This is a genomic window from Paenibacillus sp. YYML68 (genome assembly GCF_027923405.1).
Lineage (GTDB): Bacteria > Bacillota > Bacilli > Paenibacillales > NBRC-103111 > Paenibacillus_G.
This window is the reverse complement of record NZ_BQYI01000001.1, coordinates 4885899-4903447: the sequence shown is the minus strand read 5'-3', so window position 1 is coordinate 4903447 and position 17549 is coordinate 4885899. Positions and strand designations below refer to the sequence as shown.

The following is a 17549-nucleotide window of genomic DNA, read 5'->3' as shown; positions in this document are numbered from 1 at the left end:
ATGTGGAATCGAATTTCATACTTGAATTGGTTCTTGCACAAGAAGAAGCAACAGCGGCAGAGCAAATTCTTGATTTCGCTGAGATAAACCGCATTAAATTGGTGATACCTACTTTCTCTTTGATGGAGCCGTTCTGGACGATACAGGGAAGAGGGAAGCAGAGGAAAAGTATACAGCAGTCCTTAAATAAAGAATTGCAGCAATTGCAAAGGTCCGTTTATAACCAGGAACTTGTTTCAGTGCTACAACCATTAACAAAGACAATTATTGATGTTGAAATCAAAGAGAGAGATATGCTTGAGAAGGTGTTGGGTCGATTGTTACGAGTTGGCGAAACAATCGATATAACATCAACAATTTATGAGGGTTCTATTCGTTATCAGGAAGAATTAGACTTATCTCCACAAGATGCAATTATTTATTCATCAGTTATTACCAACGTAATGCAACAATCTGTAGGGGAAGAGAAAGTCTTTGTGAGTCGTAATTGGAAAGACTTCGAACAAGAAGAGATTTTGGAGGAACTACAAAATTATAAATGTAAGTTCTTTTCCAATTTTCATCATGCGTTGGGTTATATTCAATCGAGACTGTAATTTCATTTCGCTTGCTCGGGTGACATCAAAACTGTGACTACACCCGTAGAAGCTGATGTGGCGTTATCTTCGGACAGGGGTTCGACTCCCCTCGTCTCCATAAAGACAAGAAGCACCATCCGATGCGATGGTGCTTCTTTATGCTATCCTCCACTTACCAAGGCGAGCTCTTGTTGCTTGAAAGCATGGGTTACTTCCTGAAATGTTAGCTCCTGAATCACAGAACGGATATCTTCTCTTAAGTCGTACTCTTGCGATTACGGTAATGCTGAGGGGACAGCCCTTCTAATCGTTTGAAGATCCGACTGAAATAGAAAGGATCCTGGTAGCCAACTTCATTTGCGATTTCTCCTACACTTTTATCAGAGTGAAGCAGAAGGTATTTGGCTCGTTGGACACGCAGCTCGTGAAGGTAACTGACAATAGTGGTATCGGCATATTTTTTGAACACATGGCACAAGTACCCGTACTTTCGATCGATAGCCTGTTCCAAATCTTCAGTGCTAATCTCATTCTCATACTCATTATTCAGATAATTAACCAGCTTACGATAGGTGATGTAGGATGTCGGAAAGGAAGTGTCCTGATCGCTCTGTTCCAGGAAGCTAGTGGCAATCAATCGTAAGATCTCGCTGAGCAACAGTGTCTGTTGAAACCGAAAATACCCCTGAGGTGTGTTCGACGCTGCAACCAACTGCTCAAACAAGCCAAGTAATCGGAAGCGTTGGTTGGACAGATGCAGCTTCGGAATAACGAGCAGGTCTTCGTGACTGGCATGTGTCGTTCGTAGCTCTGTTTTCTCGGCATGGACAATTTTCAGGTCGGCTCCTTCCGTATGAAATACACTGATGTCAGGGGAGCAGGAGAATTGGGTCCAGAAAAACTGCCCTTGCCGTTCGCCGTGATTCCAGCCGGTATGCGGTTCCCACGGGAGCAGTAGCAACGATTCACCTGTGCGGAGCGTATGCTGCTGCTGCCCCGCGTCAATATGAACAGGACCTTCGACGGCCGCGATCAGCTGGTAATACGGATTATAGTGATTCCATTGAAATGATGGTGAGCTGGCATCGTACAATCCAGCCCATTTAACATCTAGTGAAGAGAGTCTGGATAAGGAATAGTACATGGCTGCCTCCGTGTTCTGAGCTCGTTCATATATGAAGATTGTTCATGGTCTTTCGGGAACTCCACATTTTATAATGATTGTATTATAACAAACTGGAGGCTTGAAACAATGGCTGCTCACATACTGAACGAACAGGATTATTACAATACCGTCTATGGTGGATGGTTAGGTAAAAATATAGGGGGAACTCTTGGTGCGCCTGATGAGGGTAAAAAGGAACTGCTTACGTTAGATTTCTATCCTTCGCTGAAGGAGTTACCACTGGCAAACGACGATCTTGACCTGCAACTCGTTTGGCTGCATGCGCTGGAGCAATATGGCCCGAAGCTAACGTGTAAGGAATTGGGACAGGAATGGATCGAGCATGTGTTCTTCCCTTTTGACGAATATGGGTATGCGCTTACAAATATACGAAGAGGAATCCAGCCCCCTCTTGCTGGGAAGTTCAACAACCCGTTCACGAATTGCATGGGCTCGCCGATTCGTTCTGAGATTTGGGGAATGGTTGCTCCGGGGGCGCCTCATATCGCTGCGCATTATGCCTACCAGGATGCAGTCGTGGATCACGCAGGCGGCGAAGGTGTATATGGAGAGATGTTTTTTGCTGCGATAGAGAGTGCCATTTTCATGGAGAAAGATCGAGATAAGCTGATTGCGATCGGATTATCTTATATACCAGAGACAAGTCGCACAGCGAAGGCGCTGTATGATTTGTTGAAGTGGCATCGCGAAGGCAAGAGCTGGATCGAGGCACGCAAGCTTATTCTGGAGCACCATGGCCGCGATAACTTCACCGATGCTCCGCAAAATATCGCTTTTACTATCCTGGGATGGCTGTACGGCGAAGACTTTGAGGATGCGATCTTAAAGGCAGTTAACTGTGGTTACGATACAGACTGCACGGCCGCTACACTTGCAGCGATTCTAGGAATGATTCTCGGACCGGACGGCTTACCAGAAAAGTGGGTGAAGCCGATTGGGGATCGAATCGCCATCAGTCCGCCCATTAAAGGGTTTCCTGTGCCAGCTGACCTGGACGAATTGACAAGACGAACGATTCGTATGGGGAAGCAGGTGCTGGCCGCTTGGGATTCGGGTATAATTGTACATCCGGAGATGGCAACTGATTTTGCCGCTGCGACTGCTGAAGCGAACGATATGGTTCGTAAGCTATGGGAGCGTGATGTGGCGATTGATCGCAGGCTGCTGCCTCAAGGTTCGACTGAGCCGCTTGGACTAGAGCTTCTCATTGATTATGGTGATAGGGGGCCGGCGATTAGTCGGGAACAAAGTAAATGGTTGAAGCTAACATTGGTGAACCATTCACTTGAGCAATGGAACGGTAGGCTTGCATTAGACACACCGAGCGAATGGGATGGAACGCCAGCGCAAGGCTTCACACTGGAGGCCGGTCAATCTATGAGCTTTGACTTCGAGGTTCATAGCAAGGGAATGCCTGCTCCTGCCTATGAGTTGACGGCAGTCATTACAAGGATTCATGATCGATCAACCTGGGCTGAGCTTAAGGAGACGATCGTGCTGGTTGCTGCAAGCGAATGGATCATCTCGGGCCCTGATCAGCCAGAAGGAGTGCAAGCCAGCTTCATCGGCAATCGATTGGATTGGGATAAGTGGATGGATACGAAGCAGGATGGAGAGTATCGAGCAGTAACTACGATTCATAATCCAAGCGAACGCAAGGTTAGGTTGATTACTGCTTCTAATGGTTTGGTATCCGCTAGATTCAATGGTGAGACGATTATAGCGTGCAAGACGATTGAGGAGTTCATGCCAGCCTATCACCGCGCGCCGAATAGTCAATATGCCGAGTTTGTCATGACTGAAGGGAATCACGAATTGGAGATCATAGCACAACAGAATGGAGCGCCACTTGAGGTGTATGTGTTGCCTGTGGCAGTGAATAATACGGAGCAACCAGGTCCATTCTATTATTATACTGACATGTTGTTTGCTAACTAGACAGGCACAACCCGATGAGTGCAGAAGGGGGAAGGTGGCATGAAGCGTCCTAATATTTTAATTATATATACCGATCAACAACGCTGGGATGCGCTGGGGGCTAATGGCAACAAGGAGATCATCACACCGCGGCTGGATCGGCTGGCTAGCGAAGGGATGAATTTCGACCATTATTTCGTTCAAAGTCCGATATGTATGCCTAGTCGTGTCAGCTTCTTGACGGGGCAATATCCATCGAGTCTGGGCATTACCCATATGGGTGTGCCGGTACCGGAGGACACGGTCACCTTACCGAGGCTGCTCCGTAATTACGGGTACCGCACTGGAAATATAGGTAAGCTGCACTTTCTGCCTCATGCCAATCGGGATCACCGTGACATCCATCCCTCCTATGGGTTCGATCACTTGGAGATCTCCGATGAACCGGGATGCTATGAGGATGCATACCGAGCTTGGGTCAGAAGGAATTATCCGGGTGAGGAGAAGGACATCAGTCTTGGACTGCCACCGGCTACGAAGATATATCAGAACTTGATGGTTCTGGATGATGGAATCGAGCATCCCGTACGCGAAGCGCGATGTGCTCACCCATTCCCGGGCCGGTCCGAGATCACACATACAGCATTTGTGGCGGAGCAGACGATTTCTTTCATTAAGCGTCATCAGCATGAGCCATGGTGCTGTGTCGCTGGCATATATTCGCCACACTCCCCGTGGGTGGCACCTAAGGAGTTTTTGGACCTATATGAGCCCGACCGGTTAAGCTTGCCCGAATATGCGCCAGACTATGAAGCTGAACGCCAGCGTTCAGGTACGTGCACAGATGAAGAGCTACGTTCGGTTAAGCATGGGTACTATGCAATGATCAGCGAAGTCGATTATCACGCAGGACGCATGCTGGATACGCTTGAAGAATTAGGGCTGCAGGACAATACGATCGTCATCTATACCTCTGATCATGGCGAGTTTCTAGGAGATTACCTGCGCTATGGGAAGTCTTACCCTGGACCTGATTGTATCAGTCGTGTACCGCTTATTATCCGATGGCCGGCAGGGATGGTCCGATCAGGGCAGACGATCTCCCATCTGGTGGAGGGGGTTGATGTGGTTCCTACCTTGCTCGACAGCATAGGCATTCCGGTCCCCGAGCCATTGAAGGGTCAGTCGCTGTTCCCACTGTTCCAAGATCGTCCATATGAGCCCAAGGCATGCGCGCTAATGGAGCATACCGGCTGGAGAAACATCCGCACGCAGCAACACAGGTACTTGCTGGAGTCGAACGGGCAGGAAAAGCTGTTCGATCTAGACAAGGATCCGCGGGAATACACGAATGTGGCAGATCAGCCCGAGTATCGGGAGGTGTTGGCTGAATCGCGGCGACTCCTTGCTCATCGGATGCTGCAGATCGAAACGCCGCGCCGACGAACCTGGACGTATTGACAGAAGGCATAATCAAGAACGGTGCAACCTTACACATAAAGTGGTTGAAGCAACGGTAATCCAGGACGATAGGTTCAAGTCCAAGGATTGCCGTTGCTTCTATTTCAATAATCTGGGAAGGAGGTCAGACTGCTGAGCCCAACGCTTGAAACTCGAGTACAATAGGAGGACAATTCAGGTATACTGATCATGCAGATGCTCGTCACACTGGAGTCTGGTGCACAGCAACAGGATATGGAGGGGAAGCGATGTTACTGACAAACATGTATAAACGATATAAAAGAAAGCATCCTCAGCGAAGAAGGTACTTTTTTCGACTCCTTTATCTTGGATTGATTGCCGTCTATATTCCTCTTGCCTTAAGCATGACATTGTCTTATTGGCTAATGTCATCCAACATGGAGCAGCAGGTGAGGGAAGCTTCCTTAAGCGAGCTGGAGCAAATTCGGCAACGGATGGATTCCGCTCTGGCCGAAGTCGAGCAAGCGACCATCAGTCTAACCTTAGACAATGAAGTGTTGAATGCCATCTATGACCTTGATATCGGCAAGGATGCAGTGGCGTTGCTGGAGCTTAATAAGAAGGTGAACTTGATTCATCAGACCATTCCCAAGTCGTTCAGCATTGACTTGTATTTGCCTAGGCAAGGCTTGCTGTTGTCCTCGAAGAACGGATTTTTGACACGGGTCGATTCAGGCACGGACGTTTTTTACCGTTCATTGCAATTGTCCGACGGAAGAGCATGGACTGGAGTGAACGGGCACTCTCAGGCAGAACGGGGAAGCGAGGCGCCCAATCTTGCTTTTGTCCGGCAGCTGCCCGTTTATTCATCGATTGCCTATGGGTATCTGGCCGTTTATTTCACCGAAGCGGGATTGTTTGATTTCATCAAGCACGATTCTCGAATTGAGATATGGGATGCGAGCCATCGGATCGTGGCGCATCATGACAGGAAGCGGTTAGGAACGATAGCTGATAATCAAGCATGGCTAGATAGACTGGATGCAGACGGACCGTTATCTGGTTCAGTAACGGATCACAAGGACTCGGTTATTACTCTCTATAGTAGATCGGCACAGACTGATTGGCTCATCGTCAAGACAGTGGCGATCGACAATATGTTTACCTTCAAGTCGAAATTATTATGGACCTCCGTCCTCGTCGTTCTGGGCGCATCGATCCTGGGCATTTGTCTGACCTATTTTAATTCCCGCAGGCTGTACGCCCCGTTGTCCGAGCTTCTTAAGGAGGAGCAGTACGGTGTGATGTCCCCGGGACTGGACGAATGGGGAGTCATTCGCCACAGATGGTCCAACCTGGAGCGGAAGATTGAGCAGTTCAACAAGCAGCAGGCGCCCGTGCTTCGAGAAATGATGATAAGCCGTTTAATAAACGGGTACTATACGAATGATAGCCGGGAAGAGACGAATCGTCTATGTCAGCTGCACCATATTGAGACACAATGTGCCTATCAGGTTATTGTCGTGGACGCGGAACAGTATGATGTCGAGGACCGCTTCCGCAAGGAAGAATGGCAGCTGGTGTTGTTCTCTATTGCCAACATAGTCAAGGAGATTCTGGACGAGAACGGTCTGCAGGCTGAGGTGCTGTCATTTACCGGTCTGCAACGGGTGATTGTGCTGCTCAAGCTGTCACACGAGGACCAAACGAAGGACCTGCAGGCATTGTCCCATACCTGCAGTGAACAAGCACGGATGGCTGTAGAGACGTATCTTAAATTTAACGTATCTGTGGGAATTGGTTCCATATCTCCTGATATTCATTCCGTCCATCGCTCCTTTAATGATGCTCAGGAGGCGTTGCGCTACCGACTGGTGCAGGGCGGCAATCGAACGATCAGCATCGAGGAATTGCCCGTCATAGATGAGGAGTCCGCTTATCCCGTGGAAGAAGAAGAGGCGATTGTACTCAGCCTGCAGAACGGTAAGCAGGAGGAGGCCTTGAAGAGCTTTGTCCAATTTGGCCAAAAGCTGACCAACTGCGGCTGCTCCCCTACCATGATCAAGCACTCCTATCTGCTGCTGTATTCATCCTTATGCCGCCTCTTCAAAGATAGTGGCCTTCACTTGAACGAAATGAACGTCATGGAGCTTCTTCTTCAATGCACCACCAGCAGCGAGATGGAAGGCTTGTTCCGCACGCGGCTGCTTCCCTTCGTATCTAGCTACATGGCCCAGGAGCGGGAACGGCAAAGCTATCATAGTGTAGACAAGGCCAAAAAATATATCGAGAACAATGTCGATAGCAACCTGTCGTTGACAGCCGTTGCAGAGCATGTGTTGTTAAACCCTTCTTACTTCAGTCGATTGTTCGCGCAGAAGACAGGAGTAACCTTTGTTGATTATGTGAATCGGGTGAAGCTGGCCAAAGCCAAAGACATGCTTCTGGATACGGACTGGACGATTACCGAAATTGCCGGGAAGGTTGGCTATACGGAGCCTACATTCCGGCGGGTGTTCAAGCAGTACGAAGGAATTCCCCCGCAAGCGTTCCGGGCCCGGCAGCGCAAGTAAAGGCAACGTACATATTTTGAGGTGGCCTGCTTGGTTAGGTAAAAAAATGTACGCATTAGCGGCGCAAACCTAGGAAAATCAACGGTTTAGCTGGGGTAAAAACGTGCCTCTTCTGTGTCACTGTGATTCGGTTTACAGTGGACACAGGAAGGGAGGTGAGTGATATGGAGAACGGTTACAACATTCAACGTAACCAGTCGATCAAGTTGAAGGCAGGACGGTTATGGGCCCTTATAGTCCGATACCGGTGGTGTTATCTTCTGGCGGCACCTACAACGTTCTTCTTTATTTTGTTCAAATATGTACCGATGTGGGGCATTGTATTGGCTTTTCAGGACTATAATCCTTTCCGCGGATTACTTGACAGTGAATGGGTCGGCTTCGAGCATTTCAAAGTTTTTTTCGGCTATGAGGATTTCTGGATATTAATGCGGAACACGCTAGCGATTAGCTTCCTCGGCTTGTTCCTTTCTTTTCCGTTGCCGATCTTATTGGCGCTGATCTTAAATGAGGTCAGGCAGGAGAGGTTCAAGCGGGTGGCCCAGTCGATTGTGTACCTGCCCCACTTCTTATCTTGGGTTGTGGTGGTCAGCTTCACTTACTTGTTCCTGTCTACCGATGTGGGTCTGCTGAACAAATTCCTTGTTTATATCGGTCAAGAGCCTGTATCGATATTAACGAATCCCAATGCGTTCTGGCTGCTGCTTACGGGACAGAATATATGGAAGGAAGTTGGTTGGGGTACTATTATTTTCCTAGCGGCAATTGCCGGTGTCGATCCACAGCAATATGAGGCAGCTCTTCTCGATGGAGCGAACCGTATGCGACAAATCTGGCATATTACGTTGCCAGCCATTAGCGGAACCATTATTATTCTGGTCATTCTGCAAATGGGAAGCATGCTGGAGGTCGGCTTCGAGCAGGTGCTGTTGATGCAGAATCCGCTTGTTCAGCCCGTTGCCGAAGTATTCGATACGTACGTGTATAAGCGAGGCTTGTTGTCAGGACAATTCAGCTACGGTATTGCAGTTGGCGTGTTCAAATCAGTGGCAAGCTTGATCCTCATTGTAAGTGCGAATCAATTGGCCAAACGCTTCGGACGGCAGGGTCTGTATTAAGAAGGAGGTAAGCTGTGTGAAGCAACCGGATAATGCGTGGTGGGTAGATGCTGTCATCTATGCAATTCTGGTCATCATATGTACAATGATGATTTTTCCATACCTGTATGTATTTGCCGTGTCATTTACTGATCCGAAGACCTATGTGGCAGGCAAGTTCATCTTATTTCCCGAGAAATGGTCGTTGGACTCGTATCGGTATATTTTATCTACTAAAGCCTTTGTGCAGTCATTTCAGGCTACTGCATTTGTTACCTTGGTCGGCACGATTTTGAGCCTAGTGTTTACGACCTCATTCGCCTATGCCATCACGAAGAAGGAAATGCCTGGAGCTCGTCTACTCATCATGATGGTATTGTTTACGATGGTGTTTCACGGGGGACTTATTCCTAATTATTTACTCGTCGATAAGCTAGGGTTGATCGATTCCTTATGGGCGCTAATCCTGCCTGTGCTGACGAATGCTTGGAGCATCTTTGTGGTCAAAGGGTTCTTTGATACGATCCCCGCAAGCTTGGAGGATTCGGCTCAGATTGACGGCTGCAACGACTTTATGATTTGGTACAAAATTATATTACCGTTGTCCATGCCCGTGATTGCAGCGTTCTCCCTGTTCTTTGCTGTGAACTATTGGAACACGTATTTCTCCGCTTTGATCTATATTCAGGATTCGTCGAAGTGGACCTTGCAAGTGCTACTGCAGCAGATGATCCTACAAAATGAAACCAACGTCGGAGGAATGTCGGTCGTTTCGATGGACCCGGGGGTAGCCTTGCCACCGGAAACGATCAAAATGGCTGCATTGGTAACCGTTATTGCGCCGATTCTGTTGGTGTACCCGTTCTTGCAAAAGCATTTTGCCAAGGGCGTTCTGCTTGGATCGGTCAAAGGGTAGTGGTTCGAACTTTTTCCAAACAAAAGGGGGATTATTCTATGTTCAATCGAAAGAAAAGTGCCGTTGTTGCGCTGAGCGCGGGATTGGTCATGACTCAACTGTTAGCCGGCTGCGGCAACTCCAATCCGAATGGTTCCGCAACTCCCGAAGATGCTTCCGTAAGCACACCTACAGAAATCAGCATGCAGACTTTAATCTGGGGTACCCCTCCGTCTGTAGAACAGAGTCCATTCTATAAAGAGCTACAGCAAAGAACGAATGTGAAGCTGAATATTGAGTTTATTACCAGCCCTTCCTTTACCGATAAGATTAATTTGGCATTGGCCTCCAATAATTTGGCAGACATTACTGTTGTAAAAAACTTTACGGATGCGAATATAGTGAATGCAATTAATCAGGGGGCATTTACGGATTTGACCCCTTACCTTGCCGATATGAAAAAGTATCCTAATCTTGCGTTGATTCCTAAAAAAATATGGGAAGATTCCAAGGTTAACGGAAAAGTATATGGCATTCCTAACGCCACCGGCCTCATCAGTGAATCGCTGCTGATCCGCAAAGATTGGCTGAAGGAACTGAATCTGAAAACTCCGGAAACAATGGACGAATTGACGGAAGTCATGAAAGCGTTTAAAGCCAATAAGCCGAATATTGCTGCACCTATGGCTACTTACGGAACGTATCCGATGTCGATCGGCATGTATGCTCATGGTACATTGAACCCTGAGGTGAATGGGCAGGGCGTTCAACTGATCAAGCAGCTGACCCCTTACTTCCGTGATTATTTGCAATATGCCCGGAACTTGTATCAAGAGAAGCTCATTCCCGCCGAATACTCGGTGCTGAAGGCAGGTCAAGAGGTTGAGATGTTCCAGCAGGGTAAGGCAGGCATCCTTCAACGTCCGATCCATGGAGCATGGAAAATTGAGAAGGAATTGAAGAAAACCGACCCTAAGGGCGAGGTCATGGTGTTGCCGCCACTGAAAGGAACGAAGGACTACGCTCAATACGCCAGAGATTCTTTCTTCGGTGCCTTTATGATTCCTGCTTCGGTCGACAAAAATAAAGTAGAGAAAATTCTTGCCTATCTCGAGCAGTCCGCTAGCAAGGAAATCAACGATCTGCGTCAATTCGGGATTGAAGGGGTTCATCATAAAGTAGAAAACGGCAAAAAAGTGGTGACTGACGCCGAGGCTTTGGCCAAGGATGTAGGCGGCAGCGTATATGTGATCGTGAATGCGTACAATAAATATTTCGAAATCGACCAATTCGGGGATATGCCGGATGAATTTAAGGCAGATCTGAAGAAGAAGACAGATATGTATTACGAGCATTCCAAAGTGGATCCGGGAGTCGGCTTGATCTCCGATACGTATGCCAAGCGCAGTGCCGATGTGTTCAAGGATTTGGATACGAATATTACGAAGGTCATTGTCGGACGGAACACGATGGAAGATTGGGATGCGTATGTGGATCAGCTGCTGAAGAATCCGACCGTTCAGACGATGATGCAGGAGTTTGGGGAGCAGTACAAAATTAAACAGGCGGCTAAATAATAAGGTGAAGAATGGAGCGGACACGCATGTTCGTATTCGGCAGTCAATATTTGCGCTCGTGGACGCCCAAGCTGGAAGACTGGGATCGCGACTTGGCCAACATGAAGGCGCACGGCTTCAACACGATTCGGGCATGGCTTGTATGGAACGCACTGGAATTGGAGGAGGGGCAGTATAACTGGGAGTACCTTGACGCCTTCTCTGAACTCGTCGCCAAGCATGGGCTGCGAGTGGGCTACTTGTTTCATTTGCACGGTGCGCCGGAATGGCTGATCCGTAAATATCCGCAGTATTATTATGTGGATGCCCGCGGCCGGGCGTTCGAGCCGGCCGCCCGGAGCAATACGCCCTCTGGCGGCTGGCCCGGCCTTTGCTACGACAACCCGGAGGTAAGGCGCCTGGAGGAAAGGTTCATTACGGCCGTTGTGCGTCATCTGGCCGAACGACCGGAAATATCCTTCTGGGAGCCGATGAACGAGCCGCACAACTGGGTCGACATCGGAAGCGCCACGCATGACCACTATTGCTTCTGCAATGCGACGCGGGAGAAATTCCGGGAATGGCTGAAGCGCAAGTACAGCGATATTCAGAAGCTGAATGAAGCCTGGGGAAGGCATCATAACGATTGGGACGAAGTACGTCCACCGACATGGAGGTTCGGTTATAAGGACCAGGTTGATTTCCGCATGTTCATGACGGAGAATGTGGTGGATGAAATCCGCTGGCGCTCCGACATTATCCGCAGGTATGATGACCGTCCGGTAATCGCTCACTCCTGGGGGGGCGGCAGCATTACTTGTCCGCAGCTCGGGGGTATGGCATTCGATGATTGGCGCAATGCACAGCACTTCGAGCTGTGGGGGTTCAGTGCGTTTCCGTCCAGCGCTCAGAGCAGCTGTATGCTGGGGTTTTCGACGGATGCCGCGCGGTCAGCGGCAGACGGGAAAACATTCTGGCAGGCTGAACTCGGCGTTGGCGACCACGGCGGCGGATTCGGCCGCAAAGGAAAGCTCCGCCAGGAGGAACTGGCGATCTGGACTTGGGAATCGATCCGTCATGGTGCCAAGGGCGTTCTTTACTGGCAGTATCGCAAAGAAGCGCATGGGTATGAAATGGGCGGGTTCGGATTGACCGATTACACGGGTAATGAGACCGATCATTTGCTTGCCGTTGCGAGAATAGGCCATATCTTGAATCGGTATGAGCATCATTTTCATCATTCGAAGCCTGCTGATGCTGAAGTTGCTATCTTGTTCAGCCTGCAATCGTATATGGTAGATTGGTGCGATCATCGGAATTCCAACTTCTCCATCGATTGTACGAGCGGATACTACAGAATGCTGTGGGAGCATAACATTCCTGTCGATATCGTGCATGAAGAATTTAATAGTCTCGAGAAGCTGAAGCACTACAAGCTCGTCATCCTTCCGCAGCCTGCCGCATTGCATGCGCAAACGAAGGAGATTCTGCAGGAGTATGTACGTTCCGGAGGATGCATCTTATCCGATCCTTATTTTGCCGCCTTCAACGATTCGCTGATGCTTGATAGCACCGTTCCAGGTAGCGGGTACGCGTCCATATTCGGCTGCGAGGGGGACGATCTTCGAAATCAACAGACGGTCGAAGTCGTCTACGGGAACCATAAGCTGAAGCTGACGAACTGCAAGCTGAAAGAGACGTACAAGCAAGTCGTTGCTGAAGTTGTGGCGGAGTATGCCGACGGAACCGGTCCGGCTTTGATGAGACATCAAGTGGGCGACGGGTATGCGTATATGAGCGGGGTTCACCTTGGCCTCACTTATGCTCCCAAGGAAAGCATCGGTGACGATCTGAGGCGCCAGGACACGGGGCAATCGGAGAGCGGGGCCAAAACGATCGTCCTGGATGTGGTCCACCAATTGGGCATTGCGGCTCCTGTCGTCAGCGGCAGCTTGTACATTCAAGGCAGCCTGCTATTAAACGCGGACAAGGAAGATATTCTTATTCTGATTAATAACAGCGAATGGCATCAGGATGCAGTAATTCAGATTAACACCGGACCGTATCAGCTGGCATACGACATTGTAAATGAACAGGAAACGAGCATGGAGGGCAATACGTTACACGTAACGCTGTCACCACTGCAAGTACAGGTTTATTTGGTTCGATAATGTAAAAAAATGCATGGTCTTAAAAGGAATGGATGCAGTGATCTGTGTCCATTCCTAAATTAGGGGAGGGGTGATGTGATCCGATCCATCCAGCAGCTTGAATTGTAAGCGGTCACAATGAACGTTTAAAAAAACAAGGAGGTTTCAATTGATGAAACGTATATTCGGTAAAATGGTAACGTTGCTTCTCTTGTTCACATTGTGCATTCCGAACGGTATGTTGACTTCCGACTTATGGACAGGCTCTGCATATGCCGAGCAAGCGCCGCCTGCGGCTGAGCTTAGGTACGGCTTCGAGGATGGTACGGCTCAAGGCTGGGTAGCAAGAGGCAGCGGGGTTCAGGTGGCAGCTGTAACTGAAGAGGCTTATGCAGGCTCGTACAGCTTAAAGACGAGCGGCCGCACAAACACTTGGAACAGTCCAAGCCTCAACGCCAAGGACGTTCTGACTAAAGGAACGGTGTACGAAATAACCGCTTATGTGAAATTGGCGGGCAAACAGCCTTCGAGTCCGGCCAGTACAATCCGCATGACGATGGAGAGTAAGCCGGTCGGCGGCTCCACAAGCTGGAGTACTGTCGCGAGCGCTAGCATATCGGATTCGAACTGGGTCAGGCTTCGAGGCTCGTACACCTATTCTACAGACATGGATTCACTGAAATTGTATGTGGAGAGCTCGATTGCCAGCGACGTTTATTACCTGGATGACGTGACGATCGTGCCTGCATCTGCGTCGAATCCAGCAGCATCAGGTATCGTAACCGACTTTGAGGATGGCACATTGAAAGGGTGGGCGCCAGCTCGAGCCAGCGACCAGTTGACAGTTACGAATGCGGACACTCATAACAGCGCGGTAAGCACACGCAGCTTGCTCATTACGAACCGTACCCAAACCTGGAGCGGGGCGCGATTGAATATTACCGACAAAATTGTAAAGAAAGAAAAATATGAGCTGTCCGTGTGGGTAAAGCTGTATCCAGGGGAGCCGGCGAACGATCTGCGGATTACTATACAGCGCGTAACAGGCGGCAAAACATACTATGAATCGATCGTTCCGAACACGCCGGTTACAGATGCCGCATGGGTGAATCTGAAAGTGAACTACAAGCTTCTTCATGATGCCGAGTCTCTGACGATCTATCCGGAATCCAGAACCGGACATCCTTCCTTCTATATGGATGATTTCAAGATGGTATGGAAGCAATCCCCGCCGGTTCAAACGAATATTCCTTCCCTACATCAGACTGTGGCGCCTTATTTTGATATGGGAGCCGCAATCGAACTGCTGCAGCTGGACGGCAAACATAGTGAGCTGCTCAGAAGACATTTCAACAGCATCACGGCTGAGAACGAAATGAAGCCGATCCGGCTTCAACCGCAAGAAGGCACGTTCACCTTCGAGAATGCCGACAAATTCGTCAACTATGCGGTAGCCAATCAGATGAAGGTTCGCGGCCATGCGCTCGTGTGGCATTATGGAACAGGAGACTGGTTCTTCAAGGACGTGAATGGAAATGACATGACGCCTACAGCAGAGAACAAAGCGCTGCTGCTTCAACGGATGGAGAACCATATCCGCACCGTGGTAGGCCGGTATAAAGACTCCGTCTACGCATGGGACGTTGTCAATGAAGTGATCGATGCAAGTCAACCAGACGGAATGCGCAGAACCAAATGGTTTGAAATAACGGGACTGGACTTCATTCGCACGGCGTTCCGTGTTACCCGCGAGGTCGCACCAAACGCCATGCTGTATATCAATGAGTTCAGTACGGTCAAAGATCCGAAGAAACGTCAGTTCCTCTACAATCTGGTCCAGCAGTTGAAGAATGAGGGTGTTCCGATCGACGGGGTCGGCCATCAGATGCATGTCGATCTTACGAATCCCGATCCTTCCGGCATTGGGGAAACCGTTATGCTGTTTGCCGGTCTCGGTCTGGACAATCATATTACCGAGCTTGATGTAAGCATATACGTCAACAATTCTGATCCATGGCCGGAGAACGTTCAAGGGAGCAGCAGAGATACTGTGCCGCAATCTGTTCTCGTTGAACATGGTCACCGCATGAAGCGTCTTTTTGACGAATACAAGAAGTTCAGCAATTACATTAGCTCGGTTACAACTTGGGGACTTGCGGACGATTATTCGTGGTTAAGCAAATCCCGGTTGGACGCGCCGTTGCTGTTCGACTATGACCTTCAGGCGAAATATGCGTATTGGGGCATCGTCGATCCTTCAACGTTACCGCCGTTAATCCAAACGGTAAGCTCGTCGCAAGGTACGCCTGTAATCGACGGACAGAAGGATCTATTGTGGCGTGCTCTCAGCGTGACTTCATTAAGAGATGACGAAGAGCTCGCGGGGACGGTGCAGACTTCATGGGATGCGAACTACTTGTACGTAATTGCAGAATCTCATGATACGACCGTGAATGCAACTGATGCAATCGAGCTGTACATGGACCGCAACAATGACAAGACGACGACATACGGTTCGGATGACTCGCATTACACGTTCTACAGGAACGGCACTTCTTCAGGCAACGTGGCGTTCAGCGTGGTGGAAACGGAAGCAGGCTTCCGCATTGAAGCGGAGATTCCGCTTCAGACCGCGGGCGTTATCGGTAAGAAGATCGGCTTCGATATCCGATTGACCGACGCAGCTACGGGGAAGCTCGTTTCTTGGAACGACACGTCGCATAGCCAGAACAGCGATACTTCGAAATTCGGCGTATTGACCTTTACCAAAGCATTGAACATTACCGATGCCGTATATGGCACGCCAACGATCGATGCGGTGGAAGACAGCGCTTGGGCGAATGCAGTCGAAATAACAACGGATAACTGGGTTCAGGGGACGAGTGGTTCCACTGCGAAGGTGAAAACGATGTGGGACGGACAATACTTGTACATTTTCGCCAAAGTAAACGATACGCTGTTAAGCGATGTCAGCGCGAATCCATGGGAAGAAGATTCGATTGAACTGTTCGTCGACCAGAACTTGGGGAAAACGCCTTACTACGAGTCGGACGACGCCCAGTATCGCGTCAACTTCAATAATGTACACAGCTATGGCGGTTCTGCCTCTTCGGTAAAAATCGCATCAGCGACTGCAACAGTTGCGGGCGGCTATTATGTTGAGGCGGCCATTGATCTGGATGCGATCGACGAACAAGCGGATATGCTGATCGGCTTCGATGTTCAGGTGAACAATGACGAGAATGGCGACGGCAAGCGAAACAGTGTAGCCGCATGGAATGACTCGTCCGGTCAATCGTATCAGGATAGCTCCGGCTTCGGTGTGATTCGACTGCTTGGCGACATGACACCACCGGTAACGACTGCAGCTCTCCAGCCTACGCAACCGAACGGCACGAGCTGGTACAGCGAGGGGGTGACACTTGCGTTGACGGCTTCCGACGATCAGTCTGGTGTTGCCGTGATGCAATATAGCGCTGATAACGGCTTGAATTGGATCAATTATTCGCAACCTGTTGCCTTTGCCCAGGATGGAACATATACGTTGGCGTATCGCAGTATCGATCATGCCGACAATAGGGAGGCAGCCCAGTCGACTACATTGCATATCGATCGTACAGCGCCTTCTGTTACGTTCTCCGTATATACGGGACACACGTATTGGATAGATGAAATGGTGTCGATAACTTGTGCAGCTGCAGATGCACAATCTGGAATCGCAGCCTCAACCTGCAAGGACATCGCTGCGCCCGCTTATACACTTGGGGTCGGCGTCCATGAGGTGACTGCGCAAGCGGTGGATGGGGCTGGGAATATGAGCAGCAGCACAGCTCATTTTGAAGTGAAGGTGTCGCTTGAAAGCTTGGTTCGTCTGATTAATCAATGGTTGAAGCAAGACCAAGGAATAGCCAATTCCTTGATCGTCAAGCTGGAGAATGCGACAAAGTCGAACGGCAAGGATCGGATGAATAAGTTGAATGCATTCAAAAATCAATTGTCCGCCCAAAAAGGGAAAGCTTTGTCCGAGGAGCAGGCGGAAATTCTCAATCGTGTGGTCGATTCATTGAAGCCATGATCAACATCTCATAGTTCTGAACACGGGGAGTACTGTTCTTCCAAGGTACTCTCCGATTCTTGTATCTGAAAGAAACACTAATCACGAGGGGGAGTAATGG

Annotated in this window: 10 protein-coding genes; 9 read left to right on the top strand and 1 reads right to left on the bottom strand. The window is 49.3% G+C overall.

Annotated elements, in window-relative coordinates; genetic code table 11:
• Nucleotides 1–2: 2 nt before the first annotated feature.
• Nucleotides 3–596: a PIN domain-containing protein gene (locus tag PAE68_RS21895; RefSeq protein ID WP_281890527.1), complete on the top strand. Its 594-nt coding sequence runs from the start codon at nucleotides 3–5 to the stop codon at nucleotides 594–596.
• A gap of 238 nt (nucleotides 597–834) precedes the next feature.
• Here PAE68_RS21895 and PAE68_RS21890 read toward each other — a convergent pair whose 3' ends face one another.
• Nucleotides 835–1722, bottom strand: coding sequence for an AraC family transcriptional regulator (locus tag PAE68_RS21890; protein ID WP_281890525.1), 888 nt, complete (start codon nucleotides 1720–1722; stop codon nucleotides 835–837).
• A 108-nt stretch (nucleotides 1723–1830) separates the two neighbouring features.
• Here PAE68_RS21890 and PAE68_RS21885 point away from each other — a divergent pair, with 108 nt between their 5' ends.
• The 8 genes from PAE68_RS21885 (at nucleotide 1831) to PAE68_RS21850 (ending at nucleotide 17449) form a co-directional block, all read left to right on the top strand.
• Nucleotides 1831–3702, top strand: a complete 1872-nt coding sequence (locus tag PAE68_RS21885) for an ADP-ribosylglycohydrolase family protein (RefSeq protein ID WP_281890523.1) — start codon at nucleotides 1831–1833, stop codon at nucleotides 3700–3702.
• A gap of 39 nt (nucleotides 3703–3741) precedes the next feature.
• A complete protein-coding gene (locus PAE68_RS21880) occupies nucleotides 3742–5142 on the top strand; it encodes a sulfatase family protein (RefSeq protein WP_281890521.1) in 1401 nt (466 codons plus the stop codon).
• Nucleotides 5143–5552: 410 nt separating this feature from the next.
• Nucleotides 5553–7676 (top strand): helix-turn-helix domain-containing protein, encoded by a 2124-nt coding sequence (locus PAE68_RS21875; RefSeq protein ID WP_281890520.1) that lies wholly within the window; start codon nucleotides 5553–5555, stop codon nucleotides 7674–7676.
• 164 nt (nucleotides 7677–7840) lie between these two features.
• On the top strand, nucleotides 7841–8794 hold the full coding sequence (locus PAE68_RS21870) for an ABC transporter permease (RefSeq protein ID WP_281890518.1): 954 nt from the start codon (nucleotides 7841–7843) through the stop codon (nucleotides 8792–8794).
• A 16-nt stretch (nucleotides 8795–8810) separates the two neighbouring features.
• Nucleotides 8811–9689, top strand: a complete 879-nt coding sequence (locus PAE68_RS21865; protein ID WP_281890516.1) for a carbohydrate ABC transporter permease — start codon at nucleotides 8811–8813, stop codon at nucleotides 9687–9689.
• 38 nt (nucleotides 9690–9727) lie between these two features.
• Nucleotides 9728–11245, top strand: coding sequence for an extracellular solute-binding protein (locus PAE68_RS21860; RefSeq protein ID WP_281890514.1), 1518 nt, complete (start codon nucleotides 9728–9730; stop codon nucleotides 11243–11245).
• Nucleotides 11246–11271: 26 nt separating this feature from the next.
• Nucleotides 11272–13395 carry a beta-galactosidase gene (locus PAE68_RS21855; protein WP_281890511.1) on the top strand — a complete coding sequence of 708 codons (2124 nt, stop codon included), beginning with the start codon at nucleotides 11272–11274 and terminating at the stop codon, nucleotides 13393–13395.
• 151 nt (nucleotides 13396–13546) lie between these two features.
• Nucleotides 13547–17449: an endo-1,4-beta-xylanase gene (locus PAE68_RS21850; RefSeq protein WP_281890509.1), complete on the top strand. Its 3903-nt coding sequence runs from the start codon at nucleotides 13547–13549 to the stop codon at nucleotides 17447–17449.
• The last annotated feature ends 100 nt before the right edge of the window (nucleotides 17450–17549 follow it).